Genomic DNA, 19,409 nt, shown 5'->3' on the forward strand with positions numbered 1-19,409 from the left:
CAGGGATGCGCGGCATCACTCCCCGTCCCGCAATCCGTGCGTCGAGGGATGAAACAGTGTTTCGGGAGCGATCTCGGTGGCGGTCAGCCCATCTGCGGCCGCATAGCGCAGCATGGCGGCGAGTTCCCGCCGGCTCTCCTCCAGACCATAGGCCCACAGGCTTTTGCCCAGTATCGCCCGGGTCTCGGCGACATTCTCGGCGATCCAGGCCAAGCTGACCCGCGGAACGTTCATCTGTTCCAACTCGCTCAGGGCATGCCGCTTGGCCTTGGCAAAGGCGCGGAACACCTCGACCGGGAGCCACGGATTCTCATCGACCAAACGGCGGCGCAGCACCAGCCCGTGCATGATCGGGAACAGGCCGGATGCCTTGAAATACGCGATCTCGGCGGTGCGATAATCGGAAAACAACCGCGCCACCTGCGGATGTCCGGATGTGAAGCAGGAAGGGGGACGGGTCGCGATCACAGCATCAAGCGATCCCTCCGCCAGGCCGGCGTTCAGCGTCTCGCCCTTCGCGAGAGGTTCGAGCCGGATCTCCGGCGGGAGGCTGAGTGCCAGGCGTTCGCCGCCCCCCGGGGCTTCGAGCCCGCCGGTGCGCCATTGGACATCCTGCGTGCGCACACCGTGCTGGTCGCCGAGCATCCCACGCACCCACAGCCCGACCGTCTGCTGAAACTGCTCGATGCCGATCGTGCGTCCGGCAAGGTCCTCGGGGCGAGCGATGCCGCGATCCGTGCGGATGTAGAGCGAAGCGTGACGGAAGGCGCGCGACAGGAACACCGGGATGCCGACATAGTCGGTGACACCGCGCGCGCATTGCACAATGTGGCTCGACATCGACATCTCCGCGATGTCGAAGGCCCGTTCGCTCAAGGTACGACGGAAGATGTCCTGCGTCTGGCCCGGCAAGGGGATGATCTCGCAGCCCTCTATGGCAATGCGGCCGTCCAGCAACGGCGCGCTGCGATCCGTGTGGGTGCAGGCCAGCGACAGTCTGAGTTTGGTCATGTGCGTGTCATCATCGCGCGGCGCGCTGCTTGAGTGATCCGGCCTTGCCGATGGCGGTACGCGGAACCCTCCACGTGCGCCTGCCGTCAACTTGGCCGGAAACCGCCTCCCGGGTGAAGGGCAAAGTTAGGCCAATTCTGCTATTGGTTTTCGATGTCCTCCTCGACCTCCCCGCCCCTCGATCACAACGACACGCTGCTTCGCCTGCGCCACTATCTCGGCGAACAGCAACTGGGCCTGAATGATCGCCTGCCGCCGGAGCGGGAGCTGTGCGTGCGGCTTCACGTCAGCCGCGCCGAGCTTCGCAAGGCCATGGCGGTGCTGGAATCGGAAGGACAGGTCTGGCGGCATGTGGGGCGTGGTACGTTCATCGGCGCCCGGCCGGTGCTGAATCTCGACGATGTGCGGTTTCTCAGCAGCATCACCAGTCCGATGCAAATCCTGGAGGCGCGGTTCGCCATCGAGCCGGAGCTCGCGCGGCTGGCGGCGCTTCACGGCGTCAGCTCCGACGTCAACGAATTGCGGCTGTGCAATCGGCGCTGCCGGGAGGCCCGGAGTTGGCGGGTCTTCGAATCATGGGACAACCGCCTCCATTATGCCGTCGCCGCCGCGAGCAAGAACAAGCTGCTGATGACGCTGTTCGAGACGCTCAATGCCGTGCGCCGCTCGCTGGTGTGGAAGACGCTCCGCGTCGACACCGTGCCGCCCGGCGACCATGTCAGCTTCGCCGAGCACGATGCCTTGTGCGAGGCGATCATCCGGCACGATGCCGCGGAGGCGGAACGGTTCATGCGGGCTCATCTCGCCTCGGTCCGCTCGCGGCTGCTGCCAGGCAAGGCCGGGGACCGGCAGCCCGGCTAGCCTCCTGCGGTCAGGCTCCCGGATCCGCGCTCAATCCCGCCAGTTCGATGCCATGGATGGCCGCCGCCTCGTCGTTGTCGCCGGTGTCCCCGGAAATGCCGACGGCACCGACCACCCGCCCCTGCGCATCGCGCACGAGAACGCCGCCCGGCACGGGCACCATGCGCCCCTGCGCGACCGCGGAAACGGCGGTGAAGAACATCGGCGCCTTGGCGGCGCGGCCGGCAAGCGTACGCGAGCCGAAGCCGAAACCGAGCGCGCCATAGGCTTTCGCAAAAGCGATGTCGTAGCGCAGGATGCCGCTGCCATCCTCGCGCTTGGCGACGACGAGATGGCCGCCGGCGTCGAGAACCACGATGGTGAGGGGTTCGAAGGCACGCGCGCGGGCCTCGGTGAGCGCGGCGGCGACGATGGCGTCGGCCTGGGCCAAGGTAATGTCGGACATGGAGAAGCTCCTTAAGCGGATCGATCAAGCGAGGAAGCGGGCAATCGGGCGAGAAGCGCCCGCGTCTTGAGCAAGCCCTCCTCGGCCACATCCCGCGCCGGCCGGTTCCACTGGGCCGGGTTCGGCGCCTCATAGGAAAGGTAGCCCTGATAGCCGGTTGCCCGCAGCAGGCCGAACATCTCGTCCCAGTCGATGACGCCGTCGCCGGGCGGCAGCCGGTCGATGGGCCGGCGCACGCCGGTGTCCGGCACCGGCGGAGCATCGCTGTACTGGAAGACAAGGATCTCTTCTCCCCGCACCCCCAGGAGGCTGCGCGCGCCCCCGCGGCCACGATGCAGATGGTAGGCGTCGAGGAGCAGGCCACAATGTGCGTGACCTGAGCCGTCGATGATCTCACGCAGAACGGGGATGTTGTTGACCAGCGGATGCTGCGAGTTGAACTCGAGCGCCAGACGCAGCCCGTATTCGCCGACGATATCGCCGGCAATGCGGGTCGCCGCGATGGCCTGTGCCACGGTGCCCGACGGTATGCCCGGCGCGCTCATGATCAAGCCGCAGCCGAGCGCGACGGCGATCTCACAGCTCTCGCGCAGCACGGCGAACATCCGACGCTGCTCCTCGCCCTCGGCGAAGAACCAGCCATATTCGGTGCCGAGAATGCCGAGAGAAATGCCCGCGGCAGCGATCATGTCGATGGCCGCCGGCCGGCTCACTCCGGCTTCGAAACATCGCTCGAAGTCGAGCCTGCGCAGCTCGACGGCATCATAACCGGCAGCACATGCCGCCTGAAGCGTGTCCTTCAGGGGGGTCGTGTCGGTGGTCCAGCTGTGCAGCGCCAGTCGAAAGCGGTCGCTCATCATCCTTCCCCGATCCGATGGAACCGGCGGAATGATAGCGCCACGGAGCGCGCCCGAACGTCGATCCGGGATAAACCAATTCGGCAATTGGGTGCTCACACCGGACCGATGCGGTGTTCGATGCGGTGTATGATCAGGCCAGACAGGGCAACATCGACACCAGCATCGACATCGGGGAACACACCATGCATCTGGCGAGCTTCAGCCATGGCGGCACGTCCGGCGTCGGCATTGTCGAGGGCGGCGAGCTCCTCGCCCTGCGCGACCTGCTGCCCGGGGCGCCGGACGACATGATCACGGTCATCCGGCAATGGCCGACGCTCGGAAGCGAACTCGCGACCGTCCTTCGCGACGGCCACGCCGCCCCGCGCCGCGCCCTCTCCGAGGTGGAACTGCTGCCGCCGGTGCCGCGCCCGGGAAAGATCCTGTGCATCGGCCTGAACTACGCGCTCCATGCGCGCGAGGGCGGCAACCCGATCCCCGACTACCCGGCCTTCTTCATCCGGGTGCACTCGTCGCTGGTGGCGCCCGACGCACCCATCCGGCGACCGCGCGTGTCGGAAAAACTCGACTACGAATGCGAACTCGTCATCGTCATCGGCCGCGAGGCCCATGATGTGCCGGAGGCGGAAGCCCTCGACTACGTGTTCGGCTACACCCTCATGAACGACGTCTCGGTGCGCGACTATCAGCGCAAGTCGACCCAGTGGACCGCCGGCAAGAATTTCGATGCGACGGGACCGCTCGGGCCGGTGATCGCCACGGCCGACGGCCTGCCGGCGGGCGCGCATGGCCTCGGCATCCGCACCCGCCTCAATGGCCGGGTCATGCAGGACAGCGACACCTCCGACATGATCTTCAGTGTCGCGCGGATCGTCTCGCTACTCTCGGAGGTCATGACTCTCGAACCGGGCGACGTGATCGCCACGGGCACGCCCTCCGGCGTCGGCTATGCCCGCCAACCGCCGGTGTGGCTCAAGCCGGGAGACGTGATCGAGGTCGAAGTGGACGGCATCGGCACGTTGCGCAATTCCGTCGTGGATGCGTGAGCCCCCCGCTGCGGTCGTGACACCGGGCCGCCGCAGCCGAAGACGCACGGTCGGCCTCGCTAGAGACGCATGCGGGCGAGATAGCCCTGCTCGTAGAAGGTGACGATGCGCGTGGTCGCGAAGGCGATGATGAAATAGATCAGCGCCGTCGCGGTGAGGATCTCGATCGGCCGGGCGGTGGAATCGGCGATCATCTGCCCCTGATACATCAGGTCAGCCATGCCCACCGTCGAGACCAGCGCGCTCTCCTTGAAGAGGGTGACGCAGTTCGACAGCAAAGTCGGCACCGCGCGCATGACCGTCTGCGGCAGGATGACATAGGGCACGCTCACCCGCCCCGGCAGGCCGAGAGCGATGCAGGCGTCGCGCTGCTCGGTACCGATGGCCTTCAACGCCGCGCGGAAGCTCTCGCTGGAGATCGCTCCCATATAGAGCGAGAGGGTGAGAATGGTGGAGAACACATTGCCGAGTTCCACCCCGAGCAGCGCCGGCAGGCAGAAGAAGAACCAGAAGAGCTGGATCAGCATCGGCGTGCCGCGGAACACCTCCACATAGCCGGTGGCGACCAGCTTCAGCAGCGGATGGCCGGCCGTGCGCACCACGCTGACGACGAAGCCGATGACCAGCCCGACGAGAAGGCCGAGCGCGGTGAAATACAGCGTGTTGCCCAACCCGATGAGCAGCGCCTGGCGATACTCCCACAGAAAGCCCAGGGCGGCGGAGATGTTCATGCCCGTCTCCTCCTTCAGGCCAGACGCGAGCGCAGGCGCCGCTCCCACAGGCCGACGACCTGCGAGAGTGGCAGCGAGAAGGCAAAATAGATGAAGGCCACCGCCGTGTAGATCTCGATCGGCCGATAGGTCTGGGTGGCGAGGGTCTTGCCCTGGTACATCAGATCGGCGATCGCCACGATGGCGACGAGCGAGGTCTGCTGGAGCAGCCCGATCGTGTTGGTGAGCAGCACCGGCGTCGCCATCAGCAGCGCCTGCGGCAGGATCACATAGACGGTCTTCTTGAGCGGCGACAGGCCGAGAGCGGTGCAGGCATCCTCATGCGAGGACGGAATGGCCTGGATCGCGGCGCGATAGGCCTCGGCATTGAAGGCGGTGATGTTCATGCCCAGCGCCAGCACCGCCATCAGAAACGGGTCGAAGAACACGCCGAAGAAGAACGGCACGCAGTAGAAGATCCAGATGATCTGCACCAGCGCCGGCGTGCAGCGGAACAGCTCGATGAAGGCGACGGCGATCCAGCGCAGCGGCGCCAGCCGGCTCATCGCCATCAGGCACACCAGAAAGCCGCCGACGAGGCCGATCACGGTGCAGATTCCGGTCAGCTGAAGGGTGACGGCGAGGCCGTCCATCAGCTGGTCCCAGTTCCGCGTGATGGCCGAGAAGTCCCAAGTGTAACCGCCCATTGCGATGCCCTCAGGAAATGGTTTCGACGTGAAGGACCTTCTTCAGAAAGTCCGCCGTACGCGGCTCTGAAGGACTGGAGAACATCTTGGCGGGCGGGCAATCCTCGACGATGCGGCCATTGGCCGAGAAGATCACCCGGGTGGCGATCCGCTTGGCGAACCACATGTCGTGGGTGACGATCATCATCGACATCTTCTGCTCGGCGAGTTCCAGCATCACCCCCTCCACCTCGGTGACGAGCTCGGGATCGAGCGCGGAGGTGACCTCGTCGAAGAGCATGATCTTCGGATCGAGCAGCAGGGCGCGGGCAATGGCGACGCGCTGCTTCTGCCCACCCGACAGCATGCCGGGAAAGGCGCCGGCCTTGGCTTCGAGGCCGAGGCGCCGCAGCAACTGCATCGCCCGGTCGGTCGCGGAGGCGCGAGCCTCGCCACGGGCGCGCATCGGCGCCAGGATGAGATTGCCGAGCACGGTGAGGTGCGGGAACAGGGTGTAGTGCTGGAACACCATGCCGACCTTGTTGCGCACCGCGATGTCGACGAAATTGTCCTTGCGGCGATTGGCATTGGCTTCGATATACGGCGTGCCTTCGAGCTCGATGCGCCCGCTGTCGATCTTCTCGAGGCCCATCACGCAGCGCAGCAGCGTGCTCTTGCCGCTGCCGCTGGGGCCGATCACGACGACGCGCTCCCCGGCCTGCATCTCGAAATTGATGTCGTCGAGGACGACCAGGTGCCCGCCGAAGGTCTTGCGCAGGCCTTGCACGTTCAGGAAGCTGGATGACATGCCGACCCCTTTTTCGTCTCGATGAGAGGCGGACGGCGCCCGACGGGCGCTGTCCGCTCCGGCTTCGCTTCGGCTCAGAATAGCCGAGCCGGATCGGCCACGCTCAGACGAGCGCCGCCGATCCGGCCATGGGCGCGATCACTTGGCGCCGGCGAGATAGACCTCGCTCCAGTGCTTCATGAGGTCGTCGACGACGCCGAGGGCGATCTTCTCCTCGAGGAAGATGTTGAGCACGTCGATGTCGCGCTGGGCGACGTTCGGCGCCAGACCGTAGGAGATGCCCTGCCTCATCAGCGCCGGATGGGCCTCAAGCAGCAGCACCTTGTCGGGGTTGGCGGTCTGCAGCAGCAGGTTGGTGGTGGAGTCGGCGCCGGCGACATCGACGCGGCCGGACAGCAGCGCGAGGTTGAGGCCGTTCGCATCCGGCAGGCGGACGATCTGCGCCTTCTTCAGGCGCGCCGTCACCGCATGGTCCTGCGCCGAGCCGGACATGACGCCGACGCGCACGGTCGGCAGGTCGATGGTCGACAGGTCGGTGGCCGGGTTGGCCACCTTCTCGTTGGCCTTCAGATAGGCGAAATTGGTCTCGTCATAGCCGACGATGCCGCTGTAGTTGATCGCCAGCGCGCGGTTCGGGGTGCGGTTGAGCGAGGGGGACAGGTCCCACTTGCCCGCCTGCAGACCGGCGACGATGTTGTCCCAGGTGGTGTCGACGAACTCGACCTTCACCTTGAGCACGTCGGCGAACTGCTTGCACAGATCGAGATAGGCGCCGCCATACTCGCCGGTCTTCAGGTCCTTCATCTGGTAGGGCGGTGCGCTGGCATAGGCGCAGCGCAGCGTGCCGCGCTTCTGTACGTCCTGCCACAGCCCGTCGGCATGGGCCGGCGCGGCGTGCAGGCCGATGAGGGCGGCGACGCCGAGAGCACCCGCGCCGACGCCGCGAGTCCAAGCCTTTGCGAATTGTTTCCAAACACGCGTGAAAGTCATGCTGTATGTTCCCCGTTGCGGATGCCGATATGCACGCACGACCGCTCTGACTGAGCGCTGTCAGGTTCCGACGTTCTTTTTGTTATATCGTATAAACCTGAAGCCGCCTGTCAAATGGAGATTTGGCGAGCCGTGGGGTGACGCCACTCACATAGACATAACATCATGTTTTATAACGATTAATATCAAGATACCCTCCACGGGAATTCCCGCTGGATCGACGGGATGAGCCCGCACCCGTCGCCGACACCCTGTTGCCTTTCATCGCGGACATGTCATTTGTTATATAATTCTTCAGGGGAGTTGGGCGATGGTGGATCACAGGAAACGGCGGGTTCTCGTCACGGGTGCCGGAAACGGGATCGGCATGGCAACCGCCCGCCGCTTCGCGGAGATGGGCGCGCAGCTCTATCTGATCGACATTGACGGGGCGGGCCTGATGCGCAGCCGCGACGGCCTGCCCGATGGCACCGAGGCGATATTGTGCGAGGCCTCCGTGACCGACGAGGCGGCGATCGCCGAGGCCGCCGACGAGATGGTGGCGCGCTTCGGCGGCATCGACACCGTGGTGAATTCAGCGGGCATCGTGGCGGTCGAGCCGGCCCTCGACGCCAGCCTCGAGCTGTTCCGCCAGGTGATGGAGGTCAACCTCACCGGCACCTGGATCGTCTGCCAAGCGGCGGCGCGCCACATGGCCGGCAAGGGCGGCGGGGCGATCGTCAATATCAGCTCGGTCTACGGCTTCCAGGGCGCGCCGGGCCGCACCGCCTATTGCGCCTCCAAGGGCGCCGTCATCAACCTCACCAATTCGCTGGCGGTCGAATGGGGCCCGCTCGGCATCCGCGTCAACAGCGTCGCGCCGACCGGCACCCGCACCCCAATGGTGCAGGGGCTGATCGACCGCGGCATCTACGATGTCGACGCCGTTTCCCGCCGCACCCCGCTCCGGCGCATCGCCGAGCCCGAGGAGATCGCCGCGGCCTGCTGCTTTCTCGCCAGCGACGAGGCGGCGATGATCACCGGCCACCATTTGCCGGTCGATGGGGGCTGGCTGGCGAACGGCTACCTCATGGCGCCGAAATAGCGCGCCCCGCCCGCCGGCCCCCCGCCCGCGGCGGCCCCGGATCATAGCTTCCAGACCAAGGAGACCAAGATGGTCAAGCGTCAGAACATCTCGTCCGGCTCGCAGTTCGAGACGGCCTATGGCTATTCGCGCGCGGTGAAGGCGGGCGACACCCTCTATATTTCCGGCACGATCGGCATGGACTACGCCGCCGGCAAGATGCCGGAGGATGCCGTCGGCCAGCTGCGGCAGATCATCAAGAATTTCGAGCTGCCGCTGGCCGCCGCCGGCGGCTCGCTCAAGGACATCGTGCAGATCACCACCTATGTGAGCGCGCCGGAGGTGTTCAAGGAAGTCGGGCCCGAGCTCGGCATCATCTTCAAGGACGTTCTGCCGACCAACGCCGCGCTGGTGGTGAATTTCCCGGTGCCCGGCGTGTTGGTCGAGATCGCGGCCACCGCCGTGATCGGCTGCGAATGACCGGCGAGCGGAACGGAGCGACCCGATGTGCCAATCCTGCCAGCCCGGCCTGCCCCTGAGCTTCGAGACGGTCGAGGAGGCCGGCATCGTCGCCGCGGCGACGGCGGCCCACGGGCGCGGTGAAGCGTGGCACTTCCATGTGCTGGCGCCGAACTGCACCTTCAATCCCCGGCCCGGCGGCTACACTTTCCTGCTGGAACTCACCGATGCCGGGCGGGCGTTGTGCGCCTTCTACCCCGACAAGCCGACGGCGGTGAACAAGCAGCTGCTGCCGCTGCTCCACGGCGCCGACGCGCTGGCGGCAAAGCCGCCCGGAGCGGGACTTGAGGCGGAAGACGAGGCGCTGCTAGCCGCGATCGAGGCGGCGGCACGCGCCGGTTCCGCCTGGCATCACCACATGATGTTCCCGGCCTGCGGGCTCAACCCGTCCGGCAAATGGCGCCTGTTCGTCGAGATCGACGGCAAGGCACCGGCGACCCGCGACTATGACAGCGAGCCGTCGCTGGTGCTGAACCGCATCGAGCGGCTGTATTTCGGCCTCAGCTGAACCGCCCGACAGCCTCGAGACAAAGCGGGCGCCCCGGCAATCGGGACGCCCGCTTCGCGTTTAGCAACGGGCAAGCGTTCAGCGCACGCCCTGCCGGACGAGCGCGGTCCGCGTGGTCTCGTTCAGGGCGTTCCAGGGAATGTAGGTGTCGAGCCACGCGGCGGCGCGCCCGGTGAACAGCACCAGTTCCTCGATGACGTCGCCGACCAGCGCCGGATCGGCGAGCAGCGGCCTGGCGCTGTCCAACACCCGACCGATCTCGTGCAGGGCGCAGAAGCCGTCGATGCGGGCGTTGAACGCGTCGATGAGGAAGGTCGCGACCCTCGCGCGCTCGGCGAGGCCGATGCCATAATCCTCGCGGCGCAGGCGCCAGATCAACTCGTGCAGCTTGCGCAGCTCGCCCTCCGCCATGGCGAGCGGGCCATAGGGCAGCATCATGCCCTCGCGGCGCAGCAGGACGAAGATCTCCTCCGGCGGCGCCTGCCAGATCGCCTTGCGCGCCTCGCGCAGAGCGATGAGGCCGGGCGAGGCGAAATCCTTCTCGGGCAAGGCTAGCGGCAGGGCATCGGCGGCGGCGGAAAGCTCCGCGACGAGCGGTTCCTGGCCGTGACGCTCGACCACGCGGCGGCCATACTCCTTCAGCCAGCCAATATCGCCGGTGAGCCGGCCGAGCACGGAGACCTGCGCCTTCTCGGCCTGCAGCTCGCCATAAATGAGCTCGAGGAACTGCCGCTCCGGCCAGTAGAGGAAGGTGCCGGCCGGCAGCGTGAGGATGTCCGCCGGCTTCTCGATGTCGGCGACCACCGGCGCGTGCCAGAAGATGTGCTGGCCGGCGATCTTGGCGCAATGGATGTCGAGCCGGGCCGGCAGGCTGGCCACCAGCTTGCCGATCGTCACCGGCGCGAGGTCCGGATAGAGCTCGATTTCGTGCGAGGCGCCGTCCAGCGTGAAATACAGCGAAGCCATGTAACCGTGATCCCCGTAACTCTTATCCCTTGGAGAAATGCGCGCCGCCGACCACCTGCCGGGTCGGCATCATCTCGATGGTGCTGAGATCCACAAAGCTCGGGCTTTCCAGGATATGCAGCACCGTGGCGGCGACGTTATCCGGCTCGAGGCAGGCATAGCCGTCATAGAGTTCCTCCTCTCCGCCGAGCTGATCGTGGATGCCGGTGCGCACGCGGCCCAGCAGGATTTCGCTGACCCGGACATGGCTGCCGGTGAGATCGACCCGAAGATTGGCCGCCATGGCGTGCATCGCCGCCTTGGTGGCGCTGTACAGCGCCGGCCCGGTGCCGGGCACCGTGCCGCAGATAGAGCCCAGCAGGACGATGGTGCCGGAATCCGCCTGCTTCATCGCCGGCACCACGGCCCGCAGCACGTTCACCGTGCCGATGATGTTTACCGCCACCAGCCGCTGGGCGACCGCCGGCGGCGTCTCGTGCAGCGCCAGCTGCGGGCCGAGCAGGCCGGCGGCGTGGATGAGCACGTCGGCGGGCTCGCCCACCAGCGCGGCGGCGACCGCCTCGGCGTCGCAGATGTCGAGAGCGAGCGACCGGCAGCCGGCGGCCTGTGCCAGGGCGGCGAGAGCCCCTTCATTGGTGCCGAGGGCCAGCACCGCATGGCCGGCCGCCACGAGACGTGCGACGACCGCGCGCCCGATGCCACCCGTCGCCCCGGTTACGATCACCCTCGATCCCATGTCGCCTCCCCCGTTCCGGTCCGGCGCGCCGGCTCAGCCGGCACTGCGGGCATTCTGCAGCACGAGGCGCGCCACCACCGCCGGCGCCTCGACATGCGGCATATGCCCGATCTCCGGCAGGAAGTGCAGCGCCGCTTCCGCGCCGGCATTCAGCGCATGCCGCATCGGGATGATGCGGTCGCGCTCGCCCCAGATGATCTTCTGCGGCGCCGCGACACGGCGCAGCGCCGGGCGCAGCTCGGTCGCCTGCGTGCCGTCCGGGAACACCGCCTCGACGAGATCGGCCTGCGTCGCCCTCAGCGCATCGGTGCGGGCGGCGAGCGCCGCCGCCACATAGCCGGGCGTGACGATGGCGGCGTCGGCGAACAGCCGCAGCAGCCAGGGCCGCAGGCTCTCGGCGCGACGCGCGCGCCCGTAGCCGGCGAGGAAATCGCCGTCGATCTCCGGCCCGAGCCCGGCGGGAGCGATCAGGGTGAGCGAGCGCAGGGCGAGCCGGCCGGTCTCCGCCAGCGCGATGGCGACCGCGCCGCCTAGCGAATGGCCGACGAGATGGCACTCCTCGATGCCAGCAGTCGCGAGCGCCGCCGCCACCGCTGCGGCGAGCGCCTCCACGCTGACCGGCCCCGCGACGGCGGAGGAGCGGCCATGGCCGGGCAGGTCGACGAGAACCGCGGCGACGTCCGGGCCCAGCGCGGCGATCAACGGCTGCCAGGAAAAACTGTCGGCGCCGAAGCCGTGCAGGAACACGAAGGGCGTGCCGTGGCGGCCACCTCGACGGGTGAGGCTCAGCTCGCCGGCGGCGGCCGTGGCGGCCGGTAGCGCGGCGTGCGACGGACGGCGGCGGACGAAAGCCTCCACGTCGCGCAGCTTGATCCGCCCGGAGGGGCTGGAGGCCGTCAACACCGACAGGTCGACCCCCTCGCTGACCGCGACCCGGCGCGCCAGCGGCGAGGCCTTCAGCCGGTCCTTGGTAGCCGGAGCCGTGGCCTTGAGGAGCGGCTCCGGCGCGACCGAAGCGGGGACAGGCGGGCGGACGGCGGCGGACGGCGCAATGGTCTCGGCCGGCGTCGGAGCCCCAGCCTCGCGGATGACGCCGAGCACCGATCCGACGGCGACCTCCTCGCCGATCTTCGCGCGGATCTGGTCGAGCACGCCGCTGGCCGGCGCCTCGATGTCGGTGGCGGCCTTAGCGGTCTCGACGGTGACGACGAGATCGCCCGCCGCCACCGCCTCGCCGGGCTGCTTGTGCCAGGCGACCACCACAACGGATTCCATGTATTCGCCGCCGGCGCCGACGACTGTGATATCGGTCACGGCCTCCTCCTCACTTCAGCGCCGCGCGGGCGGCGTCGGCGATGCGGGTGGCATTGGGGAGAACGGCGAGTTCCAAAGGCTCGCTGTAGGGGATGGGCATGTCGGGCAGCGTCACCCGCATGACCGGCGCGTCGAGATCGTCGAAGGCGTAGTCCATGATGGTGGCGGAAAGCTCGGCGGCGTAGCCGCAGAAGCGCCAACCCTCATTGACCACCACCGCGTGATGGGTGCGGGCGATGGAGGCGGTGATGGCGTCGATGTCGAGGGGGCGCAGGCTGCGCAGATCGATCACCTCGGCGAAAATGCCTTCCGCGGCAAGGAGTTCGGCCGCCTTCTGGCTTTCCAGCACCATGCGCGAGGTGGCGAAGATCGACACGTCCGAGCCTTCCCGTACCGTCTTGGCGGTGCCGAACGGGATGGTGAAGTCCGGATCCTCCGGCACCTCGTCGCGCAGATTGTAGAGCAGCTTGTGCTCCAGGAAGACCACCGGCTGGCTGTCGCGGATGGCGGATTTCAGCAGACCCTTGGCGTCCGCCGGCGTCACCGGTGCCACGACCTTGATGCCGGGAATATGGGCGACGAGGGAATCGAGGCTCTTGGAATGCTGGGCGCCGGCCCCCGCGCCGCCGCCGCCCTGGGTGCGCAGCACGAAGGGCATGGTGACGTTCTGCCAGAGATATTCGTAGATCGAAGCCTGGTTGATCAGCGCGTCGAGCACCAGCGGCATGAAGTCGGCATACATGATCTCCAGCACCGGACGGGTGCCGGTCATCGAGGCCGTCACCGCCATGGCGGCCAGCGTCTGCTCGGAGATCGGGGTGTCGCGCACGCGGCTTTCGCCGAACTCGTCCATCAACCCGCGGGTCACCTTGAACACGCCGCCATAGCGGCCAATGTCCTCGCCGAACAGGAAGACATTGGAATCGCGCTGCATTTCCTCGCGCAGCGCCTGGTTGAGCGCCTCGGCGTATCGCATCATCGCCATGTCACACCGCCTGCGCGTAAGGCGCGCTGTTCGTGAAGATCTCAAAGCTCGGCAGCGGGGCGGCCAGGGCCTCGTCGATGGCCACCTCGACTTCCGCGATCGCCTCGCGCTCGACGGCATCGAGGCGGTCGGCGCCGACGGCCTCGACCAGCGCGGCGCGGCTGACCGTGATCGGGTCGCGCCGGCTCCATTCGGCAAGGTCCGCCTCGGCCTGGTAGCCGCCCATGTCGGAGGTCGAGAAGCCCTGCATGCGATAGGTCTTGGCCTCGATCAGCGTCGGGCCTTCGCCACGGCGCGCCCGCTCCACCGCCACCGCGACGGCGCGGTAGACGGCGGTCGCATCATTGCCGTCGACGATCTCCGACGGCATCGCATAGCCGGCGGCGCGGATGCTCAGATCGGCGACCGGCGACTGTACAGTGTGGTGGACAGTGAGACCGAACTGGTTGTGCTCCAGCACGAAAACCACCGGCAATTTCCACAGGCCGGCGATGTTCATCGATTCGTGGCAGATGCCGGTCTGGGCGGCACCGTCGCCGAAGAAGCACATGGCGACGTCGCGGGTGCCGCGGACCTGGATGGACAGCGCCATGCCGGTGGCGGCGGGGATCGAGCCGCCGACGATGGCATTGCCGCCGATCATCCCCTTGTCCTTGTCGCCGATCAGCATGTGGCCGGCCCGCCCGCCGCAGATGCCGGTGGCGCGGCCGAGGATCTCCGCCGCCACGCCCTTCACCCCGACACCCTTGCCGATGTAGTGGGCATGGCCGCGATGGGTGCTGGTGACGAAATCGCCGGTGCCCAGCATGGCGGTGGCGGCGACGCCGACCGCCTCCTGGCCGTCGCAGCGATGGATGGGCCCGCGCGTCTTGCCGGCCTTGTGGAGATCGCCGAGGCGCTCCTCCAGCCGGCGCACGACGACCATCTTGCGATGCATCTCGAGCTGTTCCTCGATCGATGGCGAGTTCTTCATTCCGTGCACCTCCGACGTCGATCTGACATCGTCATATGATGTATGTTGTAACATTTTTTCAGACAAGACGACTCTGCTTCGCGCGGCCGGCTCACGGCGTCAGGGCGGACAGCACCAGATCGGCGGCATAGGCATCCTCGGTGGCGATGCCGACCGAGATGAAGACGGTGGTACGGGTGGTGTCGCATGCGACGCGACCGGCCAGAACCTCGCCGAGTTCGGCATGGATGGCGGCGCCCGAGACCAGGATGTTGCCGGATTCCTGGCTCGCCGCCTCGCGGGATTCGACGAGGACCAGATTGGCCATCACGCCGTCGTCGAGCTCGCGTCCGTCGAGGCCGTTCCAGCCCACCGCGCTGAGATGCGCGCCGGGCTTCAGCCACTCGCCCCGGACGATCGGCTGTTTCGCCGAGGTAGTGGTGGCGACGACATCGGCGCCGCGCACAGCTTCCTCCGCGCTGGCGCAGGCCGTCGCGCCGATCTCGGCGGCGAAGGCGGCGGCCTTCATCGGATCGCGCGCCCAGACCCGGACCTCGTCGAAATCGCGGATGCGCCGCATGGTCTCGTAATGGCCGCGCGCCTGCGCGCCGCTGCCGAGGATGGCGAGCACCTTCGCATTCGGCGCCGCGAGATGGCGCGCCGCCATCGCCGAGACGGCCGAGGTGCGCATCTGGGTGATGTAGGTGCCGTCAAGCACCGCGCGCGGCAGCCCGGTCGCGCGGTCGAACACGATGATCACCGCATTGTGGCTCGGCAGGTGCCGGTCGTGGTTGCGCGGGTAATTGCCGACCAGCTTGACGGCGAAGATGTCGGTGACCGCCGGCATCAGGCACATGTCGCCGCCGGCGGCCTCGTCGACCACCCGCATGCGCACCGGCTGGATCACCCGGCCGGTGGAGAAGGCGACGAGCGCCTTCTCCATGGCGTCGATCAGCGCGTCGATGTCGAGCGCGGCGGCGATCTGGGTCTTGTCGTAATAGGGCAGCATCGCGTTCCTCAGAACCGGGCGGGCGAATAGGGGGCGATGTCGACCGGCGGCGGCTCGCCGGCGGCGATGGCGGCGACGATGGCGCCGGTGACGCAGCCGCTGGACATGCCGACATGGTGGTGGCCGAAGGCGAGGATGAGGTTGGGCGTGCGGCCCGAGCGGCCGATCACCGGCAGCGCATCCGGCATGGAGGGGCGGAAGCCCATCCAGCTGGAGCTCGGCCGCTCGGCGAGCGCCGGCAGGAAGCGCCGGGCGGTGCGCTCCAGATAGGCGTGGCAGGCCGGGTTCGGCGCCTTGTCGAGCCCGGCGAGCTCCACCATGCCGGCGCAGCGCAGCCCCTCGGCCATCGGCGTCATGGCAAAGCCAGCGGTAGCGCTGGAGCAGGTGCGGGTGATGATGTCGCCGTCCTGGCCGAAGACGACGTGATAGCCGCGCTCGGTCTCCAGCGGCAGCTTCTCCATCGCCCCGCCAGTCAGCCGACGAGAATGCGCGCCGGCGGCGAGCACCACCTGGTCGTAGACGCGGTCCTGTGTGCCGGCGACACGCAGCCGGCCATCCGGCCGCGCCTCGATGGCGCGGATATCGTCGCGCAGCAGCGTGCCGCCACCGGCGCAGAAATGCTCCGCCAGCCGCAGGCACACCCCGGCCGGGCTGCCGTAATAATGCAGCGCCGAGCCGAAATGCAGCGCCCGGACGAAGACCGGTGCGAGATTGGGCTCCAGCCGGCGGATCTCGGCAGCGTCGATCTCCTCGACATCGCCCGCGAGGCGCTTGTAGAGCGCGATCTCGGCGGCGCAGGCCGCATAGTCGGCTTCGCTTTCATAGAGATGCAGATAGCCGCCGGCGCGCATCATCCGGTCCGCCCCGCTGGCGCGCAGCAGCGGCAGGGCATAATCGAGATTGCGCGACAAAAGCGCGTGCAGCGCCCCGGCGATCCGCCCGACCTCCGCCTCGCCGCAATGGGCGAGGAAGGACATCAGCCAGGGCAGCATCCGCGGCGCGTAGCTCCAGTTGATGCTGAGCGGGCTGCCGGCGGCGAACATCAGCGGCAGCAGCCGGCGCGGGATCGACGGGCTGTTCACCGGCACGAAGGCGTGCGGCGCCAGCGCCCCGGCATTGCCGAAGGAGGCGCCGTGGCCCGGCTCCTGACGGTCGATCAGCGTGACGGAAAAGCCCGCCCGCTGCAGATAGAGGGCCGAGGAGATGCCGACGATGCCGGCCCCCACCACCGCAATCTTCTGTCCCTCCGGCGACGGCATGACCCGCTACTCCCGCTCCCGTGCGTGGCCCGCCCTCATTTGCCGAGCTGCCGGTTGTACATGCGGGTACCGCCGACCACCTGATGCGTCGGCACCACCTCGATCTGCGACACGCAGACATGCGGCGGCGTACCCAGCACATATTCCACCGCATCGGCGATGTCGGTCGCCTTCAGGCACTCATAGGGATCGTAGAGCAGCGCGTCCGACTTCGAATGGTCGCCGTCGAACATCTCGGCATGCATGCCGGTGCGCACGCGGCCGGGGCGGATCTCGGTGACCCGCACATCGGTGCCGAACAGCTCCATGCGCAGGTTGGCGCTCATATTGTGCACCGCGCCCTTGGAGGCGCTGTACATGGGCTGGCCGGCGGAGGGATACGGCCCGGCCAGCGAGCCGAAATTGACGATGTGGCCGCGATTGCGCTCCACCATGCCCGGCACGGTGACCGACAGCGCGTTGTGGATGCCCATGACGTTGACGTCGAGGATGCGCTGCGCCGAGGCGGTCGGCACCGAATAGAGCGTGCCGGTGACGCCGAGCACGCCGGCGGCGTTGATGAGGATGTCGATCGGCTGGCCGGCGAAGGCTGCCTTCATGCCCTCGGCGTCGGTGACGTCCATGAAGACGGTCTCGACATTGTCGAGCCCCTTCAGCGCGTCGAGCTTCGGCTGGTCGTTGGAGAGGGCGATGGCGTGGACGCCGTGCCCGGCCAGCATGCGCACCATCGCCGAGCCGAGGCCGCCGCTGCCGCCGGTGATGAGCGCGCGCATTCCTTTTTCAAGCATGGTCATCCCCTCTTCGATACGCCCTCAGCGCAAGGGAGATGTTATTTGTTATATCAAGACAGCGTCAAGCGCTGTTTTGCATCCTGCGGGGCGCACAGGCCGACGACGGGCAGGCGGGCGAACGCGCAAGGGCGGCAGGCGCGGCCAGGCGCCGCCGGCGGGAGGCCGGCCCGGCGCCCGGGCAGCGCGGAACGCGCGCGATCCCCGCGCGCGGCCTGCCTAATCCTCTTCGCGGATGGCGGCGTAGAAGGCCTGCGAGGAGAAGGCGATGTCGTGCGCGACCGCCTCCGCCGCGGCTTCCCCATCGCCCTCGCGGATGGCGCGGATGATGGCGATATGGTTCAGGATACCGTCATCCGTCTGCGAGAAGGACGGGTAGATCATCTTGATATAGGAGCCGGTGCGCAGCCAGCAGCTTTCGATCATCTTGACGAGGAACGGCATCTTCGCCGCCTCATAAATGGTGAAATGAAAGCTCCAGTTAAGCTCGGTCAGCAACGTATAGTTCTTCTCGCGATTCGCCTCGATGAGACGATCGTTGATCGCGCTGATCTGGATGATGTCCTCGCGAGTAAGATTGGGCATGGCCTGTCGCGTTGCCAGACTTTCCAGCGAGCTGCGGATCTTCACCAGCTCGGTAATCTTTTCCTCGTCGAGACGGGGAATGTAGATGGACCCGTTGCCGCCGAGCTCCAGCACCCCTTCCGCCGCGAGGTTGAACAGTGCCTCCCGGGCCGGGGTGAGGCTGACGCCGAGCGAGCCGGCGACGGCACGGAGCGTCAGCTTCTCCCCCGGCCGGAACAGCCCCGCCATGATGGCGTGACGCAGCTGGTCGCGCACCCGCACGCCGAGGGTTTCGGTGCGTTGGAAGGGAGAGAAATTTGCAAGCGCGTCAACCATAGGTGCGTCCTCGGCCGTGTTTCTCGTTTGTTATGATATGCATCAGTTGCGTCAAGCTCCTAACCCTCATGCGAACCGCCCCGCCGCGCCCGGCGCGGTTTCGACATGGGGATATCAGCCACCTGTTGCAAAAATTTTATAACATATTACGCTTCGCCACAATCCGAATGCGAACGGAGTTGCGACGTGAGACTCTGCTGGATTCATCCCACCACCGCCAATGACGCGCTGGCTCCGCTCTGGGCCCGGCTCGAAGAGGCGGTGCGCCCGGCCCTGCATGTCGGCACCGGGCTCGACTTCCGCTTCCTGCCCAAGAGCGGCAATTTCGTGCGCTCGCTCTATGCCGAGCACATCAACTCGGTGCACATCGTCGAGGCGGCGCTGCAGGCGGAGGCGGACGGCTATGACGGCGTCTTCCTCGGCTGCTGGAACGACCCGCTATGGGAGGCGCGCGAGGTGCTGTCCATCCCGGTCGGCTCGGTGAGCGAGCAATCCATGCTGGCGGCGCTCGCCATGGGCAAGCGGCTGGCGGTCGTCACCGTCTCCCAGAAGACCACGGTGGCCATCGAGAACGACCTGCTGGCCTACGGGCTGCGCGACCGCGCCATCGTGCGGCCGGTGCGCACCATCCTGCCGGAATCCGACGCCGCGCTGCTGCTCGGCGCGGTGGACGACCCGCACCGGGAGTTCATCCCGCGTGTCGAGGAAGTGGCGCGCGAGTGCATCCGCGACGGCGCCGACGTCATCCTGATCGGCTGCGCCTACTACGGGCCGCTGCTGCGCCTCGCCGGCTATACCGAGGTGCCCGGCACCGGCGTGCCGGTGGTGGATTCCTCGACGGTCGCGCTGAAATATCTGGAAGCGATGACCGACATCGCCATGAAGACCGGCATCGTGAAGAGCACGCGGCTGCAGCTGCGCCCGCCGGCCCGCGAGGCGCTGGACGGCGCGCGCCGCAGCCTGTCGCTGGTTTGATGCCTCCCATGCAGATGA

General features: G+C 67.4%; 22 protein-coding genes. 6 read left to right on the top strand and 16 right to left on the bottom strand.

The annotated features are described in order from the left end of the window. Nucleotides 1–15 precede the first annotated feature (15 nt). On the bottom strand, nt 16–1,011 hold the full coding sequence (locus tag LGR54_RS13635) for an ABC transporter substrate-binding protein (protein ID WP_230362526.1): 996 nt from the start codon (nt 1,009–1,011) through the stop codon (nt 16–18). Between the two features lie 153 nt (nt 1,012–1,164). Here LGR54_RS13635 and LGR54_RS13640 point away from each other — a divergent pair, with 153 nt between their 5' ends. Continuing rightward, a complete protein-coding gene (locus LGR54_RS13640) occupies nt 1,165–1,872 on the top strand; it encodes a FadR/GntR family transcriptional regulator (RefSeq protein WP_230362527.1) in 708 nt (235 codons plus the stop codon). A gap of 10 nt (nt 1,873–1,882) precedes the next feature. Here the strand turns inward: LGR54_RS13640 and LGR54_RS13645 are convergent, their stop codons facing one another. Further along, complete coding sequence (locus LGR54_RS13645; protein ID WP_230362528.1) at nt 1,883–2,317, bottom strand: heme-binding protein; 435 nt, start codon at nt 2,315–2,317, stop codon at nt 1,883–1,885. A gap of 11 nt (nt 2,318–2,328) precedes the next feature. Beyond that, nucleotides 2,329–3,174, bottom strand: a complete 846-nt coding sequence (locus tag LGR54_RS13650) for a sugar phosphate isomerase/epimerase (RefSeq protein ID WP_230362529.1) — start codon at nt 3,172–3,174, stop codon at nt 2,329–2,331. Nucleotides 3,175–3,287: 113 nt separating this feature from the next. Here LGR54_RS13650 and LGR54_RS13655 point away from each other — a divergent pair, with 113 nt between their 5' ends. After that, nucleotides 3,288–4,223 carry a fumarylacetoacetate hydrolase family protein gene (locus LGR54_RS13655; RefSeq protein WP_230362530.1) on the top strand — a complete coding sequence of 312 codons (936 nt, stop codon included), beginning with the start codon at nt 3,288–3,290 and terminating at the stop codon, nt 4,221–4,223. A 59-nt stretch (nt 4,224–4,282) separates the two neighbouring features. Here LGR54_RS13655 and LGR54_RS13660 read toward each other — a convergent pair whose 3' ends face one another. The 4 genes from LGR54_RS13660 to LGR54_RS13675 form a co-directional block, all read right to left on the bottom strand. Beyond that, nucleotides 4,283–4,954, bottom strand: a complete 672-nt coding sequence (locus LGR54_RS13660; protein WP_230362531.1) for an amino acid ABC transporter permease — start codon at nt 4,952–4,954, stop codon at nt 4,283–4,285. Between the two features lie 14 nt (nt 4,955–4,968). Further along, complete coding sequence (locus LGR54_RS13665) at nt 4,969–5,640, bottom strand: amino acid ABC transporter permease (RefSeq protein WP_230362532.1); 672 nt, start codon at nt 5,638–5,640, stop codon at nt 4,969–4,971. Between the two features lie 10 nt (nt 5,641–5,650). Further along, entirely contained in the window at nt 5,651–6,427 is a 777-nt protein-coding gene (locus LGR54_RS13670; protein WP_230362533.1) for an amino acid ABC transporter ATP-binding protein, read from the bottom strand. A gap of 138 nt (nt 6,428–6,565) precedes the next feature. Next, nucleotides 6,566–7,417, bottom strand: a complete 852-nt coding sequence (locus LGR54_RS13675; RefSeq protein WP_230362534.1) for an ABC transporter substrate-binding protein — start codon at nt 7,415–7,417, stop codon at nt 6,566–6,568. Between the two features lie 310 nt (nt 7,418–7,727). On the opposite strand from LGR54_RS13675, the gene LGR54_RS13680 reads away from it, so the two are divergent. The 3 genes from LGR54_RS13680 (at nt 7,728) to LGR54_RS13690 (ending at nt 9,507) form a co-directional block, all read left to right on the top strand. Beyond that, nucleotides 7,728–8,501, top strand: a complete 774-nt coding sequence (locus LGR54_RS13680) for an SDR family NAD(P)-dependent oxidoreductase (protein WP_255607618.1) — start codon at nt 7,728–7,730, stop codon at nt 8,499–8,501. A gap of 69 nt (nt 8,502–8,570) precedes the next feature. Next, nucleotides 8,571–8,960 (top strand): Rid family hydrolase, encoded by a 390-nt coding sequence (locus LGR54_RS13685; RefSeq protein ID WP_230362536.1) that lies wholly within the window; start codon nt 8,571–8,573, stop codon nt 8,958–8,960. Between the two features lie 25 nt (nt 8,961–8,985). After that, nucleotides 8,986–9,507 carry a hypothetical protein gene (locus LGR54_RS13690; RefSeq protein WP_230362537.1) on the top strand — a complete coding sequence of 174 codons (522 nt, stop codon included), beginning with the start codon at nt 8,986–8,988 and terminating at the stop codon, nt 9,505–9,507. Nucleotides 9,508–9,585: 78 nt separating this feature from the next. On the opposite strand, the gene LGR54_RS13695 is transcribed toward LGR54_RS13690, so the two are convergent. The 9 genes from LGR54_RS13695 to LGR54_RS13735 form a co-directional block, all read right to left on the bottom strand. Next, nucleotides 9,586–10,473: a hypothetical protein gene (locus LGR54_RS13695; RefSeq protein WP_230362538.1), complete on the bottom strand. Its 888-nt coding sequence runs from the start codon at nt 10,471–10,473 to the stop codon at nt 9,586–9,588. A gap of 22 nt (nt 10,474–10,495) precedes the next feature. After that, nucleotides 10,496–11,209 carry an SDR family oxidoreductase gene (locus LGR54_RS13700; RefSeq protein WP_230362539.1) on the bottom strand — a complete coding sequence of 238 codons (714 nt, stop codon included), beginning with the start codon at nt 11,207–11,209 and terminating at the stop codon, nt 10,496–10,498. Between the two features lie 33 nt (nt 11,210–11,242). Then, the gene (locus LGR54_RS13705) at nt 11,243–12,523 is read right to left on the bottom strand and encodes an acetoin dehydrogenase dihydrolipoyllysine-residue acetyltransferase subunit (protein ID WP_230362540.1); all 1,281 of its coding nucleotides are present in this window, start codon (nt 12,521–12,523) and stop codon (nt 11,243–11,245) included. A 10-nt stretch (nt 12,524–12,533) separates the two neighbouring features. Further along, the gene (locus tag LGR54_RS13710) at nt 12,534–13,508 is read right to left on the bottom strand and encodes an alpha-ketoacid dehydrogenase subunit beta (RefSeq protein WP_230362541.1); all 975 of its coding nucleotides are present in this window, start codon (nt 13,506–13,508) and stop codon (nt 12,534–12,536) included. Between the two features lies 1 nt (nt 13,509). Beyond that, entirely contained in the window at nt 13,510–14,481 is a 972-nt protein-coding gene (locus LGR54_RS13715) for a thiamine pyrophosphate-dependent dehydrogenase E1 component subunit alpha (protein WP_230362542.1), read from the bottom strand. Nucleotides 14,482–14,572: 91 nt separating this feature from the next. Continuing rightward, complete coding sequence (locus LGR54_RS13720) at nt 14,573–15,469, bottom strand: ornithine cyclodeaminase family protein (protein ID WP_230362543.1); 897 nt, start codon at nt 15,467–15,469, stop codon at nt 14,573–14,575. A gap of 8 nt (nt 15,470–15,477) precedes the next feature. Continuing rightward, nucleotides 15,478–16,728 (bottom strand): FAD-binding oxidoreductase, encoded by a 1,251-nt coding sequence (locus LGR54_RS13725; RefSeq protein ID WP_230362544.1) that lies wholly within the window; start codon nt 16,726–16,728, stop codon nt 15,478–15,480. 35 nt (nt 16,729–16,763) lie between these two features. Next, a complete protein-coding gene (locus tag LGR54_RS13730) occupies nt 16,764–17,516 on the bottom strand; it encodes an SDR family oxidoreductase (RefSeq protein ID WP_230362545.1) in 753 nt (250 codons plus the stop codon). A gap of 219 nt (nt 17,517–17,735) precedes the next feature. Further along, nucleotides 17,736–18,416 (bottom strand): GntR family transcriptional regulator, encoded by a 681-nt coding sequence (locus LGR54_RS13735; RefSeq protein ID WP_230362546.1) that lies wholly within the window; start codon nt 18,414–18,416, stop codon nt 17,736–17,738. Between the two features lie 186 nt (nt 18,417–18,602). Here LGR54_RS13735 and LGR54_RS13740 point away from each other — a divergent pair, with 186 nt between their 5' ends. Then, nucleotides 18,603–19,391, top strand: coding sequence for an aspartate/glutamate racemase family protein (locus LGR54_RS13740; RefSeq protein ID WP_230362547.1), 789 nt, complete (start codon nt 18,603–18,605; stop codon nt 19,389–19,391). Nucleotides 19,392–19,409 lie beyond the last annotated feature (18 nt).

The sequence above is a fragment of the Ancylobacter sp. Lp-2 genome, from assembly GCF_020523795.1.
In the GTDB taxonomy this organism is placed as follows: Bacteria; Pseudomonadota; Alphaproteobacteria; order Rhizobiales; family Xanthobacteraceae; genus Ancylobacter.

Coding starts and splice junctions, on each gene's coding strand:
- LGR54_RS13665 (WP_230362532.1), bottom strand. CDS start 5,640: ATGGGCGGTTACACTTGGGACTTCTCGGCCATCACGCGGAACTGGGAC.
- LGR54_RS13725 (WP_230362544.1), bottom strand. CDS start 16,728: ATGCCGTCGCCGGAGGGACAGAAGATTGCGGTGGTGGGGGCCGGCATC.
- LGR54_RS13670 (WP_230362533.1), bottom strand. CDS start 6,427: ATGTCATCCAGCTTCCTGAACGTGCAAGGCCTGCGCAAGACCTTCGGC.
- LGR54_RS13710 (WP_230362541.1), bottom strand. CDS start 13,508: ATGGCGATGATGCGATACGCCGAGGCGCTCAACCAGGCGCTGCGCGAG.
- LGR54_RS13640 (WP_230362527.1), top strand. CDS start 1,165: ATGTCCTCCTCGACCTCCCCGCCCCTCGATCACAACGACACGCTGCTT.
- LGR54_RS13680 (WP_255607618.1), top strand. CDS start 7,728: ATGGTGGATCACAGGAAACGGCGGGTTCTCGTCACGGGTGCCGGAAAC.
- LGR54_RS13685 (WP_230362536.1), top strand. CDS start 8,571: ATGGTCAAGCGTCAGAACATCTCGTCCGGCTCGCAGTTCGAGACGGCC.
- LGR54_RS13635 (WP_230362526.1), bottom strand. CDS start 1,011: ATGACCAAACTCAGACTGTCGCTGGCCTGCACCCACACGGATCGCAGC.
- LGR54_RS13700 (WP_230362539.1), bottom strand. CDS start 11,209: ATGGGATCGAGGGTGATCGTAACCGGGGCGACGGGTGGCATCGGGCGC.
- LGR54_RS13730 (WP_230362545.1), bottom strand. CDS start 17,516: ATGCTTGAAAAAGGAATGCGCGCGCTCATCACCGGCGGCAGCGGCGGC.
- LGR54_RS13715 (WP_230362542.1), bottom strand. CDS start 14,481: ATGAAGAACTCGCCATCGATCGAGGAACAGCTCGAGATGCATCGCAAG.
- LGR54_RS13695 (WP_230362538.1), bottom strand. CDS start 10,473: ATGGCTTCGCTGTATTTCACGCTGGACGGCGCCTCGCACGAAATCGAG.
- LGR54_RS13660 (WP_230362531.1), bottom strand. CDS start 4,954: ATGAACATCTCCGCCGCCCTGGGCTTTCTGTGGGAGTATCGCCAGGCG.
- LGR54_RS13645 (WP_230362528.1), bottom strand. CDS start 2,317: ATGTCCGACATTACCTTGGCCCAGGCCGACGCCATCGTCGCCGCCGCG.
- LGR54_RS13675 (WP_230362534.1), bottom strand. CDS start 7,417: ATGACTTTCACGCGTGTTTGGAAACAATTCGCAAAGGCTTGGACTCGC.
- LGR54_RS13720 (WP_230362543.1), bottom strand. CDS start 15,469: ATGCTGCCCTATTACGACAAGACCCAGATCGCCGCCGCGCTCGACATC.
- LGR54_RS13735 (WP_230362546.1), bottom strand. CDS start 18,416: ATGGTTGACGCGCTTGCAAATTTCTCTCCCTTCCAACGCACCGAAACC.
- LGR54_RS13690 (WP_230362537.1), top strand. CDS start 8,986: ATGTGCCAATCCTGCCAGCCCGGCCTGCCCCTGAGCTTCGAGACGGTC.
- LGR54_RS13650 (WP_230362529.1), bottom strand. CDS start 3,174: ATGAGCGACCGCTTTCGACTGGCGCTGCACAGCTGGACCACCGACACG.